At 58.9% G+C, this 18,549-nt stretch carries 13 protein-coding genes, 2 tRNA genes and 2 rRNA genes (1 of these 17 only partly in view); 7 read left to right on the plus strand and 10 right to left on the minus strand.

Annotated features, from left to right (window positions below):
• Positions 1-5 precede the first annotated feature (5 nt).
• The 3 genes from acpA to NH234_RS25200 all read left to right on the plus strand — a co-directional run bounded on the left by acpA (position 6) and on the right by NH234_RS25200 (position 3,702).
• Positions 6-1,706, plus strand: coding sequence for an acid phosphatase (acpA, locus tag NH234_RS25190; protein WP_367254620.1), 1,701 nt, complete (start codon positions 6-8; stop codon positions 1,704-1,706).
• 119 nt (positions 1,707-1,825) lie between these two features.
• Positions 1,826-2,998 carry a hypothetical protein gene (locus tag NH234_RS25195; RefSeq protein WP_085733595.1) on the plus strand — a complete coding sequence of 391 codons (1,173 nt, stop codon included), beginning with the start codon at positions 1,826-1,828 and terminating at the stop codon, positions 2,996-2,998.
• A gap of 179 nt (positions 2,999-3,177) precedes the next feature.
• Positions 3,178-3,702 (plus strand): SET domain-containing protein-lysine N-methyltransferase, encoded by a 525-nt coding sequence (locus NH234_RS25200; protein ID WP_085733594.1) that lies wholly within the window; start codon positions 3,178-3,180, stop codon positions 3,700-3,702.
• Between the two features lie 8 nt (positions 3,703-3,710).
• On the opposite strand, the gene can is transcribed toward NH234_RS25200, so the two are convergent.
• Complete coding sequence (gene can, locus NH234_RS25205) at positions 3,711-4,355, minus strand: carbonate dehydratase (protein WP_007951756.1); 645 nt, start codon at positions 4,353-4,355, stop codon at positions 3,711-3,713.
• A gap of 142 nt (positions 4,356-4,497) precedes the next feature.
• Between can and NH234_RS25210 the strand changes: the two genes are divergently transcribed.
• Positions 4,498-4,902 (plus strand): serine kinase/phosphatase, encoded by a 405-nt coding sequence (locus tag NH234_RS25210; protein ID WP_085733593.1) that lies wholly within the window; start codon positions 4,498-4,500, stop codon positions 4,900-4,902.
• Between the two features lie 47 nt (positions 4,903-4,949).
• Here NH234_RS25210 and rimI read toward each other — a convergent pair whose 3' ends face one another.
• Positions 4,950-5,402 carry a ribosomal protein S18-alanine N-acetyltransferase gene (gene rimI, locus NH234_RS25215; protein WP_085709267.1) on the minus strand — a complete coding sequence of 151 codons (453 nt, stop codon included), beginning with the start codon at positions 5,400-5,402 and terminating at the stop codon, positions 4,950-4,952.
• Positions 5,395-6,147 carry an energy transducer TonB gene (locus tag NH234_RS25220; RefSeq protein WP_085733592.1) on the minus strand — a complete coding sequence of 251 codons (753 nt, stop codon included), beginning with the start codon at positions 6,145-6,147 and terminating at the stop codon, positions 5,395-5,397. Before NH234_RS25220 ends, rimI begins: the two co-directional genes overlap by 8 nt.
• A gap of 231 nt (positions 6,148-6,378) precedes the next feature.
• Here NH234_RS25220 and mksB point away from each other — a divergent pair, with 231 nt between their 5' ends.
• The 3 genes from mksB to mksF are packed head-to-tail and all read left to right on the plus strand — an operon-like array spanning position 6,379 to position 11,199.
• Positions 6,379-7,671, plus strand: a complete 1,293-nt coding sequence (gene mksB / locus NH234_RS25225) for an Mks condensin complex protein MksB (RefSeq protein ID WP_170929660.1) — start codon at positions 6,379-6,381, stop codon at positions 7,669-7,671.
• A complete protein-coding gene (mksE, locus tag NH234_RS25230; RefSeq protein ID WP_007951764.1) occupies positions 7,661-8,362 on the plus strand; it encodes an Mks condensin complex protein MksE in 702 nt (233 codons plus the stop codon). Before mksB ends, mksE begins: the two co-directional genes overlap by 11 nt.
• Positions 8,359-11,199, plus strand: coding sequence for an Mks condensin complex protein MksF (gene mksF / locus NH234_RS25235; RefSeq protein WP_367254624.1), 2,841 nt, complete (start codon positions 8,359-8,361; stop codon positions 11,197-11,199). The genes mksE and mksF overlap by 4 nt, the downstream gene beginning before the upstream one ends.
• A 69-nt stretch (positions 11,200-11,268) precedes the next feature.
• On the opposite strand, the gene NH234_RS25240 is transcribed toward mksF, so the two are convergent.
• The 7 genes from NH234_RS25240 to NH234_RS25270 form a co-directional block, all read right to left on the minus strand.
• Entirely contained in the window at positions 11,269-13,572 is a 2,304-nt protein-coding gene (locus NH234_RS25240) for an MlaD family protein (RefSeq protein ID WP_367254626.1), read from the minus strand.
• A complete protein-coding gene (locus tag NH234_RS25245) occupies positions 13,565-14,188 on the minus strand; it encodes a paraquat-inducible protein A (protein ID WP_367254628.1) in 624 nt (207 codons plus the stop codon). Before NH234_RS25245 ends, NH234_RS25240 begins: the two co-directional genes overlap by 8 nt.
• Positions 14,175-14,834, minus strand: coding sequence for a paraquat-inducible protein A (locus NH234_RS25250; RefSeq protein WP_085733587.1), 660 nt, complete (start codon positions 14,832-14,834; stop codon positions 14,175-14,177). Before NH234_RS25250 ends, NH234_RS25245 begins: the two co-directional genes overlap by 14 nt.
• A 149-nt stretch (positions 14,835-14,983) precedes the next feature.
• A 5S ribosomal RNA gene (rrf, locus tag NH234_RS25255) occupies positions 14,984-15,099 on the minus strand.
• A gap of 157 nt (positions 15,100-15,256) precedes the next feature.
• Positions 15,257-18,147 (minus strand): 23S ribosomal RNA (locus NH234_RS25260).
• 245 nt (positions 18,148-18,392) lie between these two features.
• Positions 18,393-18,468: transfer RNA gene (locus tag NH234_RS25265), tRNA-Ala, on the minus strand.
• A gap of 30 nt (positions 18,469-18,498) precedes the next feature.
• Positions 18,499-18,549, minus strand: a tRNA-Ile gene (locus tag NH234_RS25270); it runs 26 nt beyond the window's last position.

An 18,549-nucleotide genomic window follows, 5' to 3' on the forward strand; every position in this document is an offset into this window, starting at 1 on the left:
TCTACATGAACGACGACACCGACGGCCAAGATCCCTCCTCGCCAGACTCCGACAACCCCACCGATACCAGCCGCCGCCGTTTTCTCGGCGGTGTCGCCGTCCTGGGTGTGGGCGCCACGCTGGCCGGGTGCGGGAATGCCGGTGATCAACCGGGCAAACCCGAGGAGCGTCCGCTCACGCCCGCCGAGCTGGACAAGGCCCTGCGCGATCAGGTGAAGACCGTTGTGGTGATCTACGCCGAAAACCGCAGCTTCAATAACCTGTTCGGTGATTTCCCCGGTGTCGAGAAGCCGCTGTCCGCACTCAAGCCCGAGGAATACCAACAACGCGACCGCGACGGCAGCCTGCTGCAGACCCTGCCGCCGGCCTGGGGCGGTGTATTGCAGATCGGCCCGCAAACGCTTGATGGCGTGACCTATCCCAACGCCGTGCAGTTTCAGGAAAACCTGCCCAACGCACCTTTCGCTCTGAAAGGCCCGAATGCCGAGGACCTGCCACTTGGCCTGGTAACCCGCGACCTTTGGCACGTGTTCTATCAGAACCAGATGCAGATCAACGGCGGCAAGAATGACGGCTTCGTTGCCTGGGCCGATTCCGGCGGCCTGACCATGGGGCACTATGCCCAGAGTCGCTATTCCCTGCGCCTGTGGGACGTGGCCCAGGAATTCGTACTGTGCGACAACTTCTTCCAGGGTGCCTTCGGTGGTTCGTTCCTCAACCACCAATACCTGATCAGCGCCACCGCGCCGTTCTACCCGAATGTCGCCAGCTCAGTCGCCAAGAGCCAGATCGCCGCGCTGCAAAGCGATGACCCGGCCGACCCGCGCCTCAAACCGCTGGAGCAATCCCCGGCCAGCGCCATGACCGGCCCGCCGCAGTTCGGCCCGAGCGCGCTGACCCCGGACGGTTACGGGGTCAACACCCTCGCCCCGCCGTACTGGCCGACCTGGATCCGCGACCCGGAGCGTCCGGCGTATTCCAAGGCCGATCTGCCGAATGTCATGGTGCCGCAGACTCACGAGCACATTGGCGACAAGCTGTCGAAGAAGAACATCGACTGGGCGTGGTACGCCGGAGCCTGGCAGGCGACGCTGGATCAATTCAAGGATTCCGGCGGCATCCCGAAAATCCCCAACTTCCAGTATCACCACCAGCCGTTCAACTACTTCCAGCAACAAGGCCCGGAGCATCCCGAAGAGCGCAGCAAACGCCTGCGCGACGCTGGTCTGGGCGATGAGTCGAGCACCAACAAATTCTTCGCCGATGCCGAGGCGGGCAAGCTGCCGGCCGTGAGTTTCTACAAGCCCCAGGGCAACCTGAACATGCACGCCGGTTACGCCGATGTGGCTTCGGGCGATCGCCATATCGTCCGCGCGCTGAAAGTGCTGCGGGAAAGTCCGCAGTGGAAAAACATGGTGGTGATCGTGACCGTCGATGAAAACGGCGGCTGGTGGGACCACGTCGCGCCGCCCAAGGGCGATCGCTGGGGGCCGGGTTCGAGAGTGCCGACGCTGGTGGTTTCACCGTTTGCCCGCAAAGGCACGGTGGATCACACGGTCTATGACACCGCGTCGATCCTGCGCCTGATCACCCGGATCTTCCAACTGGAGACACTGGCGGGTATCAAGCAGCGTGACGATGCAATGATCGGCCGGGGTCAGAAACCGATGGGCGACTTGACCAACGCCCTGCATTTCAAGGCCTGAGGACAGGTCCTGCGGTACAGCTCAAAAAACTGCGGCTGACGGCTTCTCGCCATCACCCGGCTGATCCAATATGTGGCGCACCCGAGCAACGGGGAACCCACGCTGAAAAGGATCTGAGCATGTTCAAACTCGCAGGACTCACCCTCGCTGCGCTCACATTGAGCGCAGCCGCCCACGCCGATGTCGACCTCAAACTGGGCAGCACCGAACGCGTCACCCGCCTCTTCGCTTATCCCAACAATTGCAGCGTGATCTGCTTTCGCAACTGGACGCTTGAGCAGACCGTCGCCCACTACCTGAGCCAAAGCGTGCAGCGCGATGGCTACGCCGGCGCCAAGGTGCTGGTGAAGAACGACAACGGTCAGATCTACGCCGAGATCAGCGGTGTGCCGAAAGGCTACGACAAGCCGCTGACTGCGCTGCTGGATGCCGGCGACCTGGCCTACACCGGCGCCAGCAAGCTCAACGCCGATGGCAAATGGGCGTACAGCTGGTATTTGTTCCTGCCGCTGGGCATGGCCCTGGAAAACCGTAAAAGCGTCGAACTGTTGCACTTCCCGCCGGATTACTCGCTGACCCAGGCTCAGGACTACCTGCGCTCCAACACCACCGACCGCTGGGCCGCGCTGCTGACCGACAACGGCATCCCGGCCGACCAGACGCCGGGTTACCAGACCATCGTCGACATCGCACCGATTGCCGCCCCCGCCAGCGCCGGCAGCGACCTTGAAGGCGTCTACGACTACTTCAAGGATTACCAGACCAGCATGGTCAAACAGGTCAGCGTCAGCGCCAGCGGTGCTGCCCTGCCGATGGTGGCCTTCGGTGCACCGGTGCGTAACTGGATCAAGAAACAATACGGGCAGACCGTGGATGTTCTGGGCCTGGCAACCATCACTCCGAGCGCCGGGGTGAACGTGCCAGTACTGGGTTCCAACCACCCGAGCTACATCTGGTACGCCGCCGATCCCAAGAGCTACACCGGTGACGACGCCCAGGCCAAGGCTGACGCGGCGGGGCTGAAAGTGATGGGCCAGGACTTGAGCGCCGCCTGCTGGCAGGCCGGCATGGGCAGCAAGCCGGGTACCGACCCGAAAACCTTGCTGAACAGTTGCACCCAGACCTGGCAAGTGACGCAGAAGGTCAAGACTTGCGAGTTGTTCTACACCTCGATCCGCAACTTGACCGCCGAACAGGCCGCCGCCAAGTGCGCCACCACGCCGATCAAGGCCCAGTTGCAACAGCTGAAAGATCCGCTCCCGGCCATGGCCGCACCGACTCCCCACCTCTGAACCCGCGCGTGAAATTCCCGTGTCAGCCTTGGCTGACTCGGGAATGCGCCTATTTCGCCTGTCAGATCTGACAGTAGACCGCAAGTGTGACTTACGAAACTATTGGATCCAAAGTACGACTACTGGACTGACAGGATGTCAGTCTCGGGAATCGCGACACCTGACTGACAAGGAACGTGATGAACACTCACACACTGCAAGCTCACGCCCCGCGCGATACCGAAGGCATTTACCCTTTCACCGGTCTTCCCGTTCGCCTCGGGTTTCCTTCCCGGGCCGACTTTGAAATGGTTCACGACAACCATGCCATGCCCGTCGCCGTCGTCGCCCGCCGAGAATTCCTGCGTATCACCCGAATGTGCCGGGTTTCGGGGCAATTGCTGCCCTATCGCTGCCGGCAGACCCGACAACTGCTGGCCGGCATCCATCTTTACGATTCACGCTTTTGCGGTGCACTTGAGCACTCTTGCGATCCGAACACCTTTCTCGACATGAGCGAGTTATGGCTGTGGGCATTGCGCGACATTGCTGCGGGGGAAAGGCTGACCGTGGATTACACCGCAACCGAAGACAAACTGCTACGGCAGTTCGCCTGCGATTGCGGATGCTCACGCTGCCGTGGATGGATCACCGGCTACGACGAAACACCCAATCTTGAAGGCCAGCGTTATTTACAAGCCTGGCGGAGGCAAGGTTTAGGCTGAACAGAGAATCAAGGTGCGCCGACCGGCCGCAGACGGTATTGCGGCGGCAGTTGCTCGAAACCGCTGATCGTCGTGTTCAGACTCTTCCAGCGGCCATCCTTGATGCCGTAGATGCAACCGTGAATCGACAGACTCTGCCCGCGATGCCAGGCATTCTGGATGATGCTGGTATGAGCAACGTTGGCCACTTGCTGGATCACGTTGAGCTCGCACAGGCGATCGACCTGTTCTTCTTCAGTCGGCAGTTTGGCGAGTTCTTCGCGCTTTTCGTAATACAGATCGCGAATCGACCGCAGCCAGCCATCGATCAGACCGAACTGGCGATCCTGCATCGACGCCCGCACACCGCCGCAACCGTAGTGGCCGGTGACCAGGATGTGTTTGACCTTGAGCACGTCCACGGCGTACTGGATCACCGACAGGCAGTTGAGGTCGGTGTGCAGCACTACGTTGGCGACGTTGCGATGAACGAACAGATCGCCCGGCAGCATGCCGACGATTTCGTTGGCCGGAACCCGCGCGTCGGAGCAACCGATCCACAGGTATTCAGGCGTCTGCTGGCGGGCCAGTTTGGCGAAGAAATCCGGGTCTTCCTTGGTGATCGCGTCAGCCCAACGCTCGTTGTTATCAATCAGGTCTTGTAAGTCATGCATGCTGTAAGGCCTCAAGAAAGATGCGCTGCTATGACAGACAACCGTCCGTCGGGGTCACGAAAAGATCGCAAGTGATTTCGTTGGAATTTCTCGCGTGCCCAGTGAGTCCACCTCAGTAAGGCCCACAGTATGAGGAAGTGCCATGACTGATTCACGACGTCCCTTCGACGCGGTGCAGCCGGAACCCATCGATGATAACGAAGACCGCATGGGATCGGTGCATGAGCTGGATTTCGACGACGAACAGCCCAGTGCGAAGATCGGCGATGAACTGCCGGAACGTGAGCGTGAGCAACGGATGCCTCGCGAGCGGGTACGGGAGGCGGGCCTGACCGGTGCTTCAGTGGCTGATCATGAGCCGACCGACGATGACCTGAGCCCGGAAACCCTGATTCATGAGGACGGCGCCCGGGATGCCGATGAGTTGGGGTCAGGCAATCAGGCGGATTGGGATTTGAGCATTGTCGATGAGGACGACATTGGCGGCAGCGACGGGCTGGATGAAGCGGAAATGGCGCGTCGAGATCCGATGGACGGCAAACGCTGAAATGTTCGTTAGAAGCTGCCTCGGGTTGAGGCAGCTTCTGCTGGCGGTCAGTCAACCAAAGTGCAGGCCATGACCACAGCGTCTTCACGCCCGCCCACCGCCGGATAGTAGTCGCGACGACGGCCGATTTCATTGAAACCGTAGCGCTCGTAGAGGCGGAACGCCGCTGTGTTGCTGTCGCGCACTTCCAGAAAACACTCCCGAGCATCGGCCGCATAGGCACGCGACATCAGGTATTCGAGCAATGTCAGCCCCAGGCCGCGCCCCTGATTCTCCGGCTTGACCGTGATGTTGAGCAGGTGCGCCTCATCCAGAATGATCTGCACCACCCCGTGGCCGACCTGCTGCTCGCCTTCGAACATCAACCAGATCTGGTATTTGCCCAGCCCGTCGAGAAAAATACCGCGCGTCCAGGGATGGCTGTAGGCCGCGAATTCGATTTTCAGCACAGCGTCCAGATCGGCTTCGACCATCGGACGAAAGGTTACAGCATCACTCATTCGATTCTTTCCAGCGCGCCATCAGCCGACGCATGGCTTGCCACACGGCGGCTTTGCGCTGTGGCTCTTCCATCAACAATTCCAGTCCCGGCACGGCCCAGGCCAGGCCAAGACCCTCGATCTGCAATTCACTGTTGAACGCCTCGGCGTCCTTCTCACCGGCAAAGCGCAACGCTGGCAGACCGATCAGCCAAAGGCAGGCGCACGGAGACGTCTCCATTTGCACCGAAAGGAAACCCTGGACGAAATCCCGGGCAGCATCCGGGCCCTGATCCATGGTGCCGCGTACCAGCAGTGGCCAACGCACCGGATCGCCGACGATCTGCGGCGCATCCGGCAAACCGGCGGCCCGCAGCATGTCCTTGAGCAACAGATAGGCAGGATCCCGGCTCTGGAACGATTCGCCGGTGGGTAACTCCACCAGCAACAGGCAACGACCGGCACGCAGCAATTGCAGGGCGAAACGCGGTGGCGGCACCGGCGCCGGCCGTGCGACTACTGGCGCTTCTTCGGCTTCCTCCACCGGTTTGGCAGCAGGGCGGCCGCTGGCGGGCGTCGGTCGCGGGACTTCGATCTTCGGCCGCTCGGCTACACGCGCAGCCGGCTGAGCCGGCGCCTCAGCCGGGGATGCCGGTGCGATGGATGGCGTAACCTCGGGCTCTGGCGCCAGCGGCTCCAGTAGCTCGGGCCGCGACGGAGCGGCGAAGGGCAATTCGGTGCGCGGCAGCCAGTTGACCACCTGCATGGCGTTCAAATAGGCGCGGCGGCGGGACTCGATTAGCAAGGGTCGGCCACTTGTGGATAACTGAAGTGCGCTGATTCTACCGCCCTTCGCTCAAGATCGCTTGCGGTTGATCGATAGTCTTGAACGCTGCTCTTCACTCAGAAAAAGCGACAGCCCGTCCCGAGAGTGAATCGCATCGTCCGCGATGCAGTACAATCGCGGCTTTTAATCGCCAACCAGCCGGCCATTCCGATGATCGAACCCAAGCGCGTCTTGCGCGCCCTCGCTGAACACTGGGCACTTCTGGAGCCACTGTGCGAGCACTTCGACCAGGGCACCCTGAGCCTCAACGAACTGCGCACGCAACTGGCCGCCCAACAACTGGACAGCACGCCGCAGGACATCACCAGCCTGCTCGACGTGTGGATCCGCCTCGACATTCTGGTTCCCGTGGCGAAAAGCCCGAACCGTTTCGAGCTGAACGCGCAGATTCATGACTTCCTCGCCTACCTGCGTAGGGAACACCGACTGGGCCTGTGCCTGGAGATCGAAGCGTATCTGCGCCACCTCGAGCGTCTGGCCGGATATATCCAGGACGCGTTCGACGTTCGTGACGGCAATGATCTGGCCCGTCAGCTGCGCCTGCTCGACATGCGCGTGCGCGACGTTCTGAAGAAACTCGACAACGACGAACAGGCGCTGGTGGCCGTGGCCGAACGGGCCAAGACCAGCGACCGGCAGATCCCGCTGCGTCAGCGTTACGCCGAAGTACTGGCGACCTGGGACGAATACGTCGAGCCAATGATCGATCTGGTGAACGCCGACGGCGCCTTCGAACAAGGCGTGCGCAAGGTCGAAACTGTGCTGCTGAAGATGCTTAGCGAACAGCAGCGCCTCGGCCATCTGGTCGATGACGACATGCTGCTGCGTACTCACGCGCGCATCCTGGAGATGCAGACCAGCGCCCAGTTGACCCTGCGCCACGCCCGGGAACTGCTGCTGCCGCTGCGTGAAGAAGCGCGCCGACACAACGCCGTGACCCGTGGTGCTGCTCTGGCGCTGGCGGCGATCCGCCGCAAAGGCATCGACGCCGTGCCGCAAGCCGCGATGCCGCTGTTCACCCGGCCGCAAAGCACCTTCCTCGGCAGCGCCAGTCAGGTTGAAGCCTACGTCTACGCCTTGGCCCGTTTCGAGCCGAAACCGGCGCGCTTCCCCAAGGCGCACAAGTCGCAAAAGACCGGCGATGCGCCGCGTGCACCGCGCACCGTGCGCGAAATGGTCGACCGTTGCGAAGAGTCCCTGCCAATGCCGGATCTGATGACCTGGCTGCTGGAGCAGGAACCGGACGGCGCCACCGACGAATTGCTTTACTGGTTCTCGCGCCTGTCGCGGGAAAAACGCTTCAAGCGCGAGCGTCTGGAACGCCGCGAATACCACACTCAGGAGCACCAGGTCAGTCTGCGCTCCTTCGCCCTGCTCTCGGCCGGCGACGCCACCGAGGATTCTGCGAGCACCCTCTCTGCAGGTACGTCTAATGCATCTTGATCTTTCCGAACTGTCGCAACTGGCGCCGATCTTCCGCGAGTTGTTCAAGGGTTACCACGTCAGCCGCCGTGATCCTGAGCTGTATGCACAACTGTCGAATTTCCAGGACCAGTACCGCACGCTGTTCAAGGCACTGGGTTTTGAACTGGTCTGCGACACCCGTGGTTTCTACTACTTCGTGCCGGACATGGCTGCCGCAGCGGTGAACAAGACCGCTCAGCGTCTGGCGCTGTTCACTTTCATCCTCGTCGAGCATCTGGCCGATCAGGGCCGCGATCCGATCGCCGTGCTCGACGGCGGCAGCCTCGGCCGCGAAGAACTGCCATCGCTGCTGGAAAAGTACCGCGACCTGTTCATCCAGGCCGAAGTGCAGACCGTTGAAGAGCTGGAAGAAAAGATCATGCGCCGCATGACCCAGCTCGGCTTCGCCAGCGAGGAAAACGGCGTGTACCGTTTCCTGCCGCCGATGCACCGCTTCCTCGACGTATGCCTGTCGGTGCAGCAGGACCGCGATCTGGCGGCCAGCGTCCACAGCGTTCTGCCGCTGCCGGCACCGGTGCTGATCGACGAAGCCGCCGAGGCCAAATTTCTCGCCACCGACGACCCGCTCGATCTTTCCGAATTTGAGGAAGAGAGCGAAGAAGACGCACTGGCCCGCGCCATTGCCGAAGAACAGGAGTCCGACGCATGAGCCAGGAACGCTACGGCATCCGCCGCTTTGCCCTTTTGAACACCGCCGGTTACAGCCTCGGCCTGTTCCCGCTGGAAGAACCACTGTCGGTCTACGGCGCGAACAACCTCGGTAAATCCGCCTCGATCAACGCCTTGCAGTTCCCGATCCTGGCGCGCATGTCGGACATGAGTTTCGGCAAGTACAGCCTGGAACAATCCCGGCGGTTCTACTTTGCATCCGACACCAGCTATATCCTCGTCGAAGTGAACCTGCCTCACGGCCCGCACGTGATTGGTGTGGTCGGCCGCGGCCCGGGCGGCGGTTTCGGGCACCAGTTCTTTGCCTACGCCGGCAAGCTGGATCTGGCGCATTACCAGAAAAACGACACCTGCCTGCGTCAGAAAGAACTGTTCAGCAACCTTGAGAAGGAAGGCCTGAAAGCCTACGAGCTCAAGCCTGATGAACTGCGTCGTTTGCTGGTGGGCGGTCACACGTCGATCCCGCTGGATCTGACCCTGATTCCACTGCGCTCCACCAGCGAGCAGAGTCTGAAGACCTTCCGCGCACTGTTCATCAACCTGTTGCACATGCGCGAAATCACCGCAGCCAAGCTCAAGCAGCTGTTCCTCGATGCCTTCGAACACAGCCTGCGTTCCGGCAGCGTCGACTACATCGCGGCGTGCGAAGAAGCCTTCCGCGATGTGCGTCGCATGGAACAGGACTACAACTCGCTGGTGGCCGCCGGCCCGTTGGTCGAAGCCTTGGCCAACGGCGTGAAACAGCGCGACGTGCTGCGCGGCAAGTTGCATCGCCTGTCGCCGCTGCTCGACTCACTGCTCGGCACGTGGTCGGACTACGCCACGGCCCGCAAGGAAGAGCTGACGATTCAGGCCGAACACTACCGCCGCGAGCAGGACGACCTGCAAAACGATCAGCGGGGTGGCACTCAGGAACTGATGCGTCTGGAACGGGAAATCTCCGGCATCCAGCGCTGGCTTGGCGAACTGTCTGTACTGAAGAACCGCTTTGCACTGGTCGATGACGTCAAGGTGCTGGAGCAGCAACTGCTGGCGGCCAAGGACGCTCACGATGAACTGGCCGGTGCACTGGCGCAGTCCCGTCAGTTCAGCGCCGAGGATCTGGAAGAACGTCTTCGCGATCTGGAAAAACGCCTGAAGTCGGTGAAGCAGCAACTCGATCACGCCGACAACAACAGCTACGCCCGCCTGCGCGAAGAGTTCTCGCAACAAGACGTCGAACGCCTGATGCGCCTGTTCAACAGCGCGCTGTTCAGCCTGCCGCTGGGCGAACATGGCATCACCCTCGACGAGGATGGCGAATGGGTGAAGTCGGTCGAGCTGATCCTCGACGGTTTCAAGGGTGAGCGTTTCGAAGTGCCGGGCCTGTCGATCGACATCTCGCACATCGAGCCACCGGCGCTGCAAGCGCTGGCCGACCGTGCCGCGCTGCGCGATCAGAAAGAACGCCTGGAAAAAGAGCTCAAGCAACTCAAGACCCAACAAGCCGTAGCCGCCGACCGCGCTGCGAGCAAGACCCAGACCGAAGCGCTGTACCAGCAGGTACTGGATGCGCAGAAGGCGCTGGAAGACTTCCGTCGCACCCAGACCTTGAGCGCCGAAGAAGGCGACAAGCTCGAGCAACTGACGCAGATGGAGGCCGCGCAGGACGAACTCAAGCGTTCCAGCGATGCGTTCACCGAGCGCGTCCAGCAACTGTCGGCCAAGCTGCAACTGGTCGGGCGGCAGATCGCCGACATGGAAGCCAAGCAGCGCACCCTCGACGACGCCCTGCGTCGCCGCCAGCTGTTGCCGGCAGACCTGCCGTTCGGTACGCCGTTCATGGATCCGGTCGACGACTCGATGGACAACCTGCTGCCGCTGCTCAACGACTATCAGGACAGCTGGCAAGGCCTGCTGCGTGCCGACGGTCAGATTGAAGCGCTGTACGCGCAGGTACGCCTGAAGGGCGTGGCCAAGTTCGACAGCGAAGACGACATGGAGCGCCGCCTGTCGTTGCTGATCAACGCTTACGCGCACCGTACCGACGAAGCCCTGACCCTCGGCAAGGCCCGTCGTGCAGCCGTGACCGATATCGCCCGAACCCTGCGCAACATTCGCAGCGACTACGACAGCCTCGAGCACCAACTGGCGTTGTTCAACCGCGAGATCAACAAGCGTCAGGTGTCCAACCTGCAGAGCTTCCGCATCGTGCTCGCACCGAACAAGGAAGCCCTCAAGCACATCGACCAGATCATCCACAGCGCCGGTCAGTACGAAGAAGGCGAAACCCTGTCGGTGTTCGACCTGAGCCAAAGTGCGGAACAGGACAACAAGAACGAAGAGGCCAAGGAATACCTGGCACGGCTGGTGGCGGCAAACCACAACCAGCTCGGCCTCAAGGACTTGTTCGAACTGGCGTTCGAGATCACCAAGGTCAACGGCCAGCCGGTGATCCACACCGACATCGACGGCGCGGCGTCCAACGGCACCACGATGACCATCAAGGCACTGACCAACATGTATTTGTTGCTGCACCTGATGGACCGCGACCTGGCCGGTCGCGTGCGTCTGCCGTACTACCTCGACGAGGCGGCGGACATCGACGAGAAGAACCAGGCCGCCCTGCTGGAGACCAGCCTGCAACTGGGCTTCGTGCCGATTCTGGCGAGCGTGAAGCCGCAGGTCTGCGCCAGTGTCGCCATCGACCTGGAAGGTGGCAGCGGCCCGGCCGGTATCTACATCGACGAGGCGGACTGGAAGTACATCCGCCGCCACGATGTGGTGAAGGCCACGATCAATGTCGAAGCGGACGAGCCGGAGCTGGATGCGGTTTGATGCGTAACTGACGGGTACAAAAAAGGGCCGCGATCCATTTTGGATCGCGGCCCTTTTCATTGGGCGGGATTATTTGCCGAGGGGGATTTTCGGCGCCCAGTTCAGCCACTCGTCTTCGAACTTGTCGAACAGCGGGAAGGTTTGTTCGGCGCGGGCCGGATTGCCCATCTTCTCGCCGTCCGGGGTGGCGAAGGCGATACCGCCCTGAATCACTGTTTCAAGCGACTCCGTACGCATGGTCACGCCTTTGAACAAGCCGATATCGAAACCGACGCCGCTGGTGTGCCAGAAGCGACTGCCGCTACGCACCAGTGGCGCGTACTTCGGTTCGATCAGGATATGCACCAGCACGCGATCCGCTGTCTGGCCCAGTTCGTAACCGGTGACTTTGCCCACGGTGATCTCGCGGTAGGTGACCGGCACACCCGGTTTCAGCGAGCCACGACGAGCAGCGCTCAATACCAGACTCAAACCAGCCTCTTGCTTGGTCACCTCTGGTGGATTGGCCAGGGCCACGAAGTTCTTCTGCGGGCCGAGGTTCTTGGCCGCCGGTTGCACTTCGATGTACTGGCCGGTGACCAGGGTCTCCAGGTTCGAGGTCTTGATCAGCCCCAACTCCGGTTTGACCACCCAGAACTGACTGCCGACCCGGGCAATTTTCTCCGGCACTTCAGTGATGCGTGCGGTGAGGATCACTGATTGCAGATCATCGGTCAGGTCGACACTTTCGATCTTGCCGACGTCCAGGCCCTTGAAGCGAACCGGGGTGCCGCTGCGCAGACCGTCCGCGCGATCGACCTTGATGGTGACGACAGCGCCTTTCTGATTCGCTTCATCATGGTTGGCAAACAGACGGAAGCGTGGAATGCGTTTTTGCAGCGGTGCCTTGGCTTGCGGCGTTTCGAAGGCGATGCCGCCGGCCATCAGAGTCTGCAACGATTCACTCTTGACCTGAATGCCGCCGGTCAGACCGCCAGTCAACGTGACGCCGCTGACGTTCCAGAACCGGGTCGAGGCGTTGACCAGGTTTTCGTATTCCTTCTCGATGTGGACGCCGATCACCAGTTGCTTGCGGGTCTTGGAGAACTGATAGCTCTGCACCGAACCGACCTTGACCTGCTTGTAGAGAATCGGGCTGCCGACATCGATCGAACCGAGGGTGTCGGTGAACAGCACCAGGTGCAGGCCGGGTGCGCGCAGATCCAGCGGCGGCGCTTTTGGCCGGGCCTCGAATTCACGTTGTGGCGCACCACCCTTGTCGCCCGGACGGACCGCGATGTAGTTACCTTTTACCAACGCTTCCAGACCGGTAATGCCTGCCAGGGAGATCGAAGGTTTGACTACCCAGAATTGCGTGCCGGTGACCAGATAGTCTTCGGCCAGCGGATCGAGGGTCAGCTCGGCGGTTGCGCTGGACAGGTCCGGATCGATCTTCAGCGCTTTCAGGTTACCGACCTGAATGCCCTTGTACATCACCGGGGTACGCCCGGCCTGCAGGCCTTCGAAATCGCTGAGTTTGACCTTCACACGGATGCCGGCGGCGGCCGCGTCGAAGTCTTCATAGAGGCGAAACGGCAGGCTCGGGTCGGTGGGCGGGCTGTCCTTGCGGTTCTCCGGGGTGGCGAAGGCGATGCCGCCGGCGACGATACTGGCCAGAGATTCGCTGCGCACTTTCACGCCGGACAGGTTGGCGTCGATGCTGATGCCGCTGGCGTTCCAGAAACGGGTGTGTTTGCGCACCAGTTTGGCGTAGGTCGGTTCGATGAATACCTTGAGTTCGACCGTGCTCTGGTCTTCCGACAGCACATAACTTTTGATCTGGCCGACCTTGATCTGTTTGTAGAAAACCGGGCTGCCACGATTCAACGAACCGAGGCGATCGGCCTTGATGGTCAAGTGCAGACCGGGCTTGGAATCCGATAGCGGTGGCTCTTCGGCCAGGGCCTTGAACTTGCGAGTCGGCTCGCCTTCGCCCGGGCTGATGGCGACGTAGTTACCCGAAACCAGAGTTTCCAGACCAGTGATCCCGGCTAGGGTCACGCTTGGCTTGACCAGCCAGAAACGAGTGCTGGTCTTCAGGTACTGATCGACATCCTTGTTCATCTCGATAGTGGCGATCACACCTTTGGTGCCACCTTCGTCATCGAGCTTGAGGGCTTTGACCTTACCGACGGACATGCCTTTGTAGACGACTTCGGTCTTGTTGGCCTGGATGCCTTCACCACTTTCGAAACGCACCTGAATCTCGATGCCGGTTTCGGTGTAGGCACGCCATCCCAGCCAGCCGCCGATGATCAGGGCAATAAGGGGAAGTACCCAAATGGCAGACCAGTTAGAAGCCGGTCGGGTTTTCGCTACAGGCAAATCAGTCATGGTCGGCGTCCGACTCCGTGTTATCCCAAATCAGTCGGGGATCGAAAGTGACAGCGGCGAGCATCGTCAGGATCACCACACTGGCGAAGGCGATGGCGCCAAGATTGGCTTCGACGCTGGCAAGCCGGCCGAAGTTGACGACCGCCACCAGAATGGCGATCACGAAAATATCGAGCATGGACCAGCGGCCTATGAACTCGATGAAGCGGTACATCCAGATCCGCTGGCGCGCGGACAACGGCTGACGGCGCTGTACCGAAAACAGCAACAGCGCGATGCCCACCAATTTGAATGTCGGCACCAAAATACTGGCGATGAACACCAAGGCAGCGATCGGAATCATGCCGTGCTGTACCAGCTGGATGACGCCGGACATGATCGTGCTCGGATCACCCTGCCCCAGAGAGCTGACTGTCATGATCGGCAGTACGTTGGCGGGGATGTAGATAATCGCCGCCGTGATCAGCAACGCCCAGGTACGCGCGAGACTGTTCGGGCGCCGCGCATGAACCAGCGCACCGCACCGAGTGCAAGTCTGCACATCGCTGTCGGCATCCTGTCTGTTCAGTTCGTGGCATTCCGTACAGATCAGAATGCCCGCATCAATCGCCCGCATGGGCATCTTCTCCTGATAACGCCTGCCAGATCTGGTGCGGTGACATCACCACTTCAAGCCAGACCTGAACCAGTAACAAGCCGATGAAACACGCCAGACCGAGGCCCACGGTGATAGCCGCCATGTCCGCCAGTTTGACGATTGCGACCAGGACACCCATGAGGTAGACCTCAAGCATGCCCCAGTCTTTGAGGTGGTGATAAATGCGGTAGAGCAACAGGCCGTAGCTACGACCGATGTTGAAACGGATCGTCAGCAGCACGATCAACTGACACAGCAGTTTCAGCAGCGGAATCGCCATGCTGCAAAGGAATACGACGACTGAAACGCCGCGCATATCGGTATTGAACAGACCGATAACGCCGCTCCAGACAGTGTCCTGCGACGATTGCCCGAGAACATTGAGCTGCATGATGGGTAAAAAGTTCGCCGGCACGTAGAGCAGCAGTGCGGCAATGACCAAGGCAAGACTGCGCTGCACCACGTTATGGCGGTGGGCATACAGTTCGTAACCGCAGCGTGGGCAGAGGGCTTTTTCGCCGTGGGCAAGCTCGGGCTTGCGCATCAGCAGATCGCACTCATGGCAGGCCACCAAGTCATCCAGCGGTAAATCTGACAGCCCGGGGGTGTCAACCGAATCTGACATAAGGGCTCTGACTCCGAAAAAGTTGGGATCTATTCTAGTGTTCTGATTCGAAAATAACTGTGCAAATTTGTTCGCTGACGCGAGCAAAAACTTTCCTGCGGGCAAAACAAAACCCCAACTGCTTTCGCAATTGGGGTTTCGGAATTTAATCTTGACGATGACCTACTCTCACATGGGGAAACCCCACACTACCATCGGCGATGCATCGTTTCACTTCTGAGTTCGGGATGGGATCAGGTGGTTCCAACGCTCTATGGTCGTCAAGAAATTCGGGTACTGACTCGTGGCCGGCTGGCCTCGCTTCAGCAAATTGGGTATGGGATAGTTTTCGGTGTTTTGTGAGCATCGAACTTTCGGTTCATTGCGTCTTCACACACCGCAATCTGATGCTCTTTCGAGTAGTCAAATTGCTTGGGTGTTATATGGTCAAGCCTCACGGGCAATTAGTATTGGTTAGCTCAACGCCTCACAGCGCTTACACACCCAACCTATCAACGTCGTAGTCTTCGACGGCCCTTCAGGGAACTCAAGGTTCCAGTGAGATCTCATCTTGAGGCAAGTTTCCCGCTTAGATGCTTTCAGCGGTTATCTTTTCCGAACATAGCTACCCGGCAATGCCACTGGCGTGACAACCGGAACACCAGAGGTTCGTCCACTCCGGTCCTCTCGTACTAGGAGCAGCCCCTCTCAAATCTCAAACGTCCACGGCAGATAGGGACCGAACTGTCTCACGACGTTCTAAACCCAGCTCGCGTACCACTTTAAATGGCGAACAGCCATACCCTTGGGACCGGCTTCAGCCCCAGGATGTGATGAGCCGACATCGAGGTGCCAAACACCGCCGTCGATATGAACTCTTGGGCGGTATCAGCCTGTTATCCCCGGAGTACCTTTTATCCGTTGAGCGATGGCCCTTCCATACAGAACCACCGGATCACTAAGACCTACTTTCGTACCTGCTCGACGTGTCTGTCTCGCAGTCAAGCGCGCTTTTGCCTTTATACTCTACGACCGATTTCCGACCGGTCTGAGCGCACCTTCGTACTCCTCCGTTACTCTTTAGGAGGAGACCGCCCCAGTCAAACTACCCACCATACACTGTCCTCGATCCGGATAACGGACCTGAGTTAGAACCTCAAAGTTGCCAGGGTGGTATTTCAAGGATGGCTCCACGCGAACTGGCGTCCACGCTTCAAAGCCTCCCACCTATCCTACACAAGCAAATTCAAAGTCCAGTGCAAAGCTATAGTAAAGGTTCACGGGGTCTTTCCGTCTAGCCGCGGATACACTGCATCTTCACAGCGATTTCAATTTCACTGAGTCTCGGGTGGAGACAGCGCCGCCATCGTTACGCCATTCGTGCAGGTCGGAACTTACCCGACAAGGAATTTCGCTACCTTAGGACCGTTATAGTTACGGCCGCCGTTTACCGGGGCTTCGATCAAGAGCTTCGCGTTAGCTAACCCCATCAATTAACCTTCCGGCACCGGGCAGGCGTCACACCCTATACGTCCACTTTCGTGTTTGCAGAGTGCTGTGTTTTTAATAAACAGTCGCAGCGGCCTGGTATCTTCGACCGGCATGGGCTTACGGAGCAAGTCCTTCACCCTCACCGGCGCACCTTCTCCCGAAGTTACGGTGCCATTTTGCCTAGTTCCTTCACCCGAGTTCTCTCAAGCGCCTTGGTATTCTCTACCCAACCACCTGTGTCGGTTTGGGGTACGGTTCCTGGTTATCTGAAGCTTAGAAGCTTTTCTTGGAAGCATGGCATCAACCACTTCGTCGCCTAAAGGCAACTCGTCATCAGCTCTCGGCCTTAAGATCCCGGATTTACCTAAGATCTCAGCCTACCACCTTAAACTTGGACAACCAACGCCAAGCTGGCCTAGCCTTCTCCGTCCCTCCATCGCAATAACCAGAAGTACAGGAATATTAACCTGTTTTCCATCGACTACGCTTTTCAGCCTCGCCTTAGGGACCGACTAACCCTGCGTCGATTAACGTTGCGCAGGAAACCTTGGTCTTTCGGCGTGGGTGTTTTTCACACCCATTGTCGTTACTCATGTCAGCATTCGCACTTCTGATACCTCCAGCAAGCTTCTCAACTCACCTTCACAGGCTTACAGAACGCTCCTCTACCGCATCACTTGCGTGATACCCGTAGCTTCGGTGTATGGTTTGAGCCCCGTTACATCTTCCGCGCAGGCCGACTCGACTAGTGAGCTATTACGCTTTCTTTAAAGGGTGGCTGCTTCTAAGCCAACCTCCTAGCTGTCTAAGCCTTCCCACATCGTTTCCCACTTAACCATAACTTTGGGACCTTAGCTGACGGTCTGGGTTGTTTCCCTTTTCACGACGGACGTTAGCACCCGCCGTGTGTCTCCCATGCTCGGCACTTGTAGGTATTCGGAGTTTGCATCGGTTTGGTAAGTCGGGATGACCCCCTAGCCGAAACAGTGCTCTACCCCCTACAGTGATACATGAGGCGCTACCTAAATAGCTTTCGAGGAGAACCAGCTATCTCCGAGCTTGATTAGCCTTTCACTCCGATCCACAGGTCATCCGCTAACTTTTCAACGGTAGTCGGTTCGGTCCTCCAGTCAGTGTTACCTAACCTTCAACCTGCCCATGGATAGATCGCCCGGTTTCGGGTCTATTCCCAGCGACTAGACGCCCTATTAAGACTCGCTTTCGCTACGCCTCCCCTATTCGGTTAAGCTCGCCACTGAAAATAAGTCGCTGACCCATTATACAAAAGGTACGCAGTCACAGAACAAAGTCTGCTCCCACTGCTTGTACGCATACGGTTTCAGGATCTATTTCACTCCCCTCTCCGGGGTTCTTTTCGCCTTTCCCTCACGGTACTAGTTCACTATCGGTCAGTCAGTAGTATTTAGCCTTGGAGGATGGTCCCCCCATATTCAGACAAAGTTTCTCGTGCTCCGTCCTACTCGATTTCATGACTAAGAGACTTTCGCGTACAGGGCTATCACCCACTATGGCCGCACTTTCCAGAGCGTTCCGCTAATCTCAAAGCCACTTAAGGGCTAGTCCCCGTTCGCTCGCCACTACTAAGGGAATCTCGGTTGATTTCTTTTCCTCAGGGTACTTAGATGTTTCAGTTCCCCTGGTTCGCCTCTTGCACCTATGTATTCAGTGCAAGATAACCATCTTGTGATGGCTGGGTTCCCCCATTCAGACATCTCCGGATCAAAGTCTGTTTGCCGACTCCCCGAAGCTTTTCGCAGGCTACCACGTCTTTCATCGCCTCTGACTGCCAAGGCATCCACCGTATGCGCTTCTTCACTTGACCATATAACCCCAAGCAATCTGGTTATACTGTGAAGACGACATTCGCCGAAAATTCGAATTTCTCAACTAAGAGAACTCACAAATTTTACCTTAGCCTGATCACCACCAGTGAAAGTGGATCTCAGTCTATCTTTCTATCACATACCCAAATTTTTAAAGAACGATCTAGTCAAAGACTAGAAATCAACATTCATCATCATCTGATGGAATGCTCATTTCTAAGCTTTCAAACTTCAGAAGCAGTAGTGGTGGAGCCAAGCGGGATCGAACCGCTGACCTCCTGCGTGCAAGGCAGGCGCTCTCCCAGCTGAGCTATGGCCCCGTATTTCTACAGGTGTTTCCCACACAAAATTGGTGGGTCTGGGCAGATTCGAACTGCCGACCTCACCCTTATCAGGGGTGC

This window comes from Pseudomonas sp. stari2, assembly GCF_040760005.1.
Lineage (GTDB): Bacteria > Pseudomonadota > Gammaproteobacteria > Pseudomonadales > Pseudomonadaceae > Aquipseudomonas.

Excerpts from the sequence above, each read along its gene's own strand:
- NH234_RS25240 (WP_367254626.1), bottom strand. The coding sequence starts at position 13,572 with ATGACTGATTTGCCTGTAGCGAAAACCCGACCGGCTTCTAACTGGTCT.
- mksF (WP_367254624.1), top strand. The coding sequence starts at position 8,359 with ATGAGCCAGGAACGCTACGGCATCCGCCGCTTTGCCCTTTTGAACACC.
- NH234_RS25210 (WP_085733593.1), top strand. The coding sequence starts at position 4,498 with ATGACTGATTCACGACGTCCCTTCGACGCGGTGCAGCCGGAACCCATC.
- NH234_RS25245 (WP_367254628.1), bottom strand. The coding sequence starts at position 14,188 with ATGCGGGCGATTGATGCGGGCATTCTGATCTGTACGGAATGCCACGAA.
- NH234_RS25200 (WP_085733594.1), top strand. The coding sequence starts at position 3,178 with ATGAACACTCACACACTGCAAGCTCACGCCCCGCGCGATACCGAAGGC.
- mksE (WP_007951764.1), top strand. The coding sequence starts at position 7,661 with ATGCATCTTGATCTTTCCGAACTGTCGCAACTGGCGCCGATCTTCCGC.
- NH234_RS25250 (WP_085733587.1), bottom strand. The coding sequence starts at position 14,834 with ATGTCAGATTCGGTTGACACCCCCGGGCTGTCAGATTTACCGCTGGAT.
- can (WP_007951756.1), bottom strand. The coding sequence starts at position 4,355 with ATGCATGACTTACAAGACCTGATTGATAACAACGAGCGTTGGGCTGAC.
- NH234_RS25220 (WP_085733592.1), bottom strand. The coding sequence starts at position 6,147 with ATGCAGGTGGTCAACTGGCTGCCGCGCACCGAATTGCCCTTCGCCGCT.
- mksB (WP_170929660.1), top strand. The coding sequence starts at position 6,379 with ATGATCGAACCCAAGCGCGTCTTGCGCGCCCTCGCTGAACACTGGGCA.
- rimI (WP_085709267.1), bottom strand. The coding sequence starts at position 5,402 with ATGAGTGATGCTGTAACCTTTCGTCCGATGGTCGAAGCCGATCTGGAC.
- NH234_RS25195 (WP_085733595.1), top strand. The coding sequence starts at position 1,826 with ATGTTCAAACTCGCAGGACTCACCCTCGCTGCGCTCACATTGAGCGCA.
- acpA (WP_367254620.1), top strand. The coding sequence starts at position 6 with ATGAACGACGACACCGACGGCCAAGATCCCTCCTCGCCAGACTCCGAC.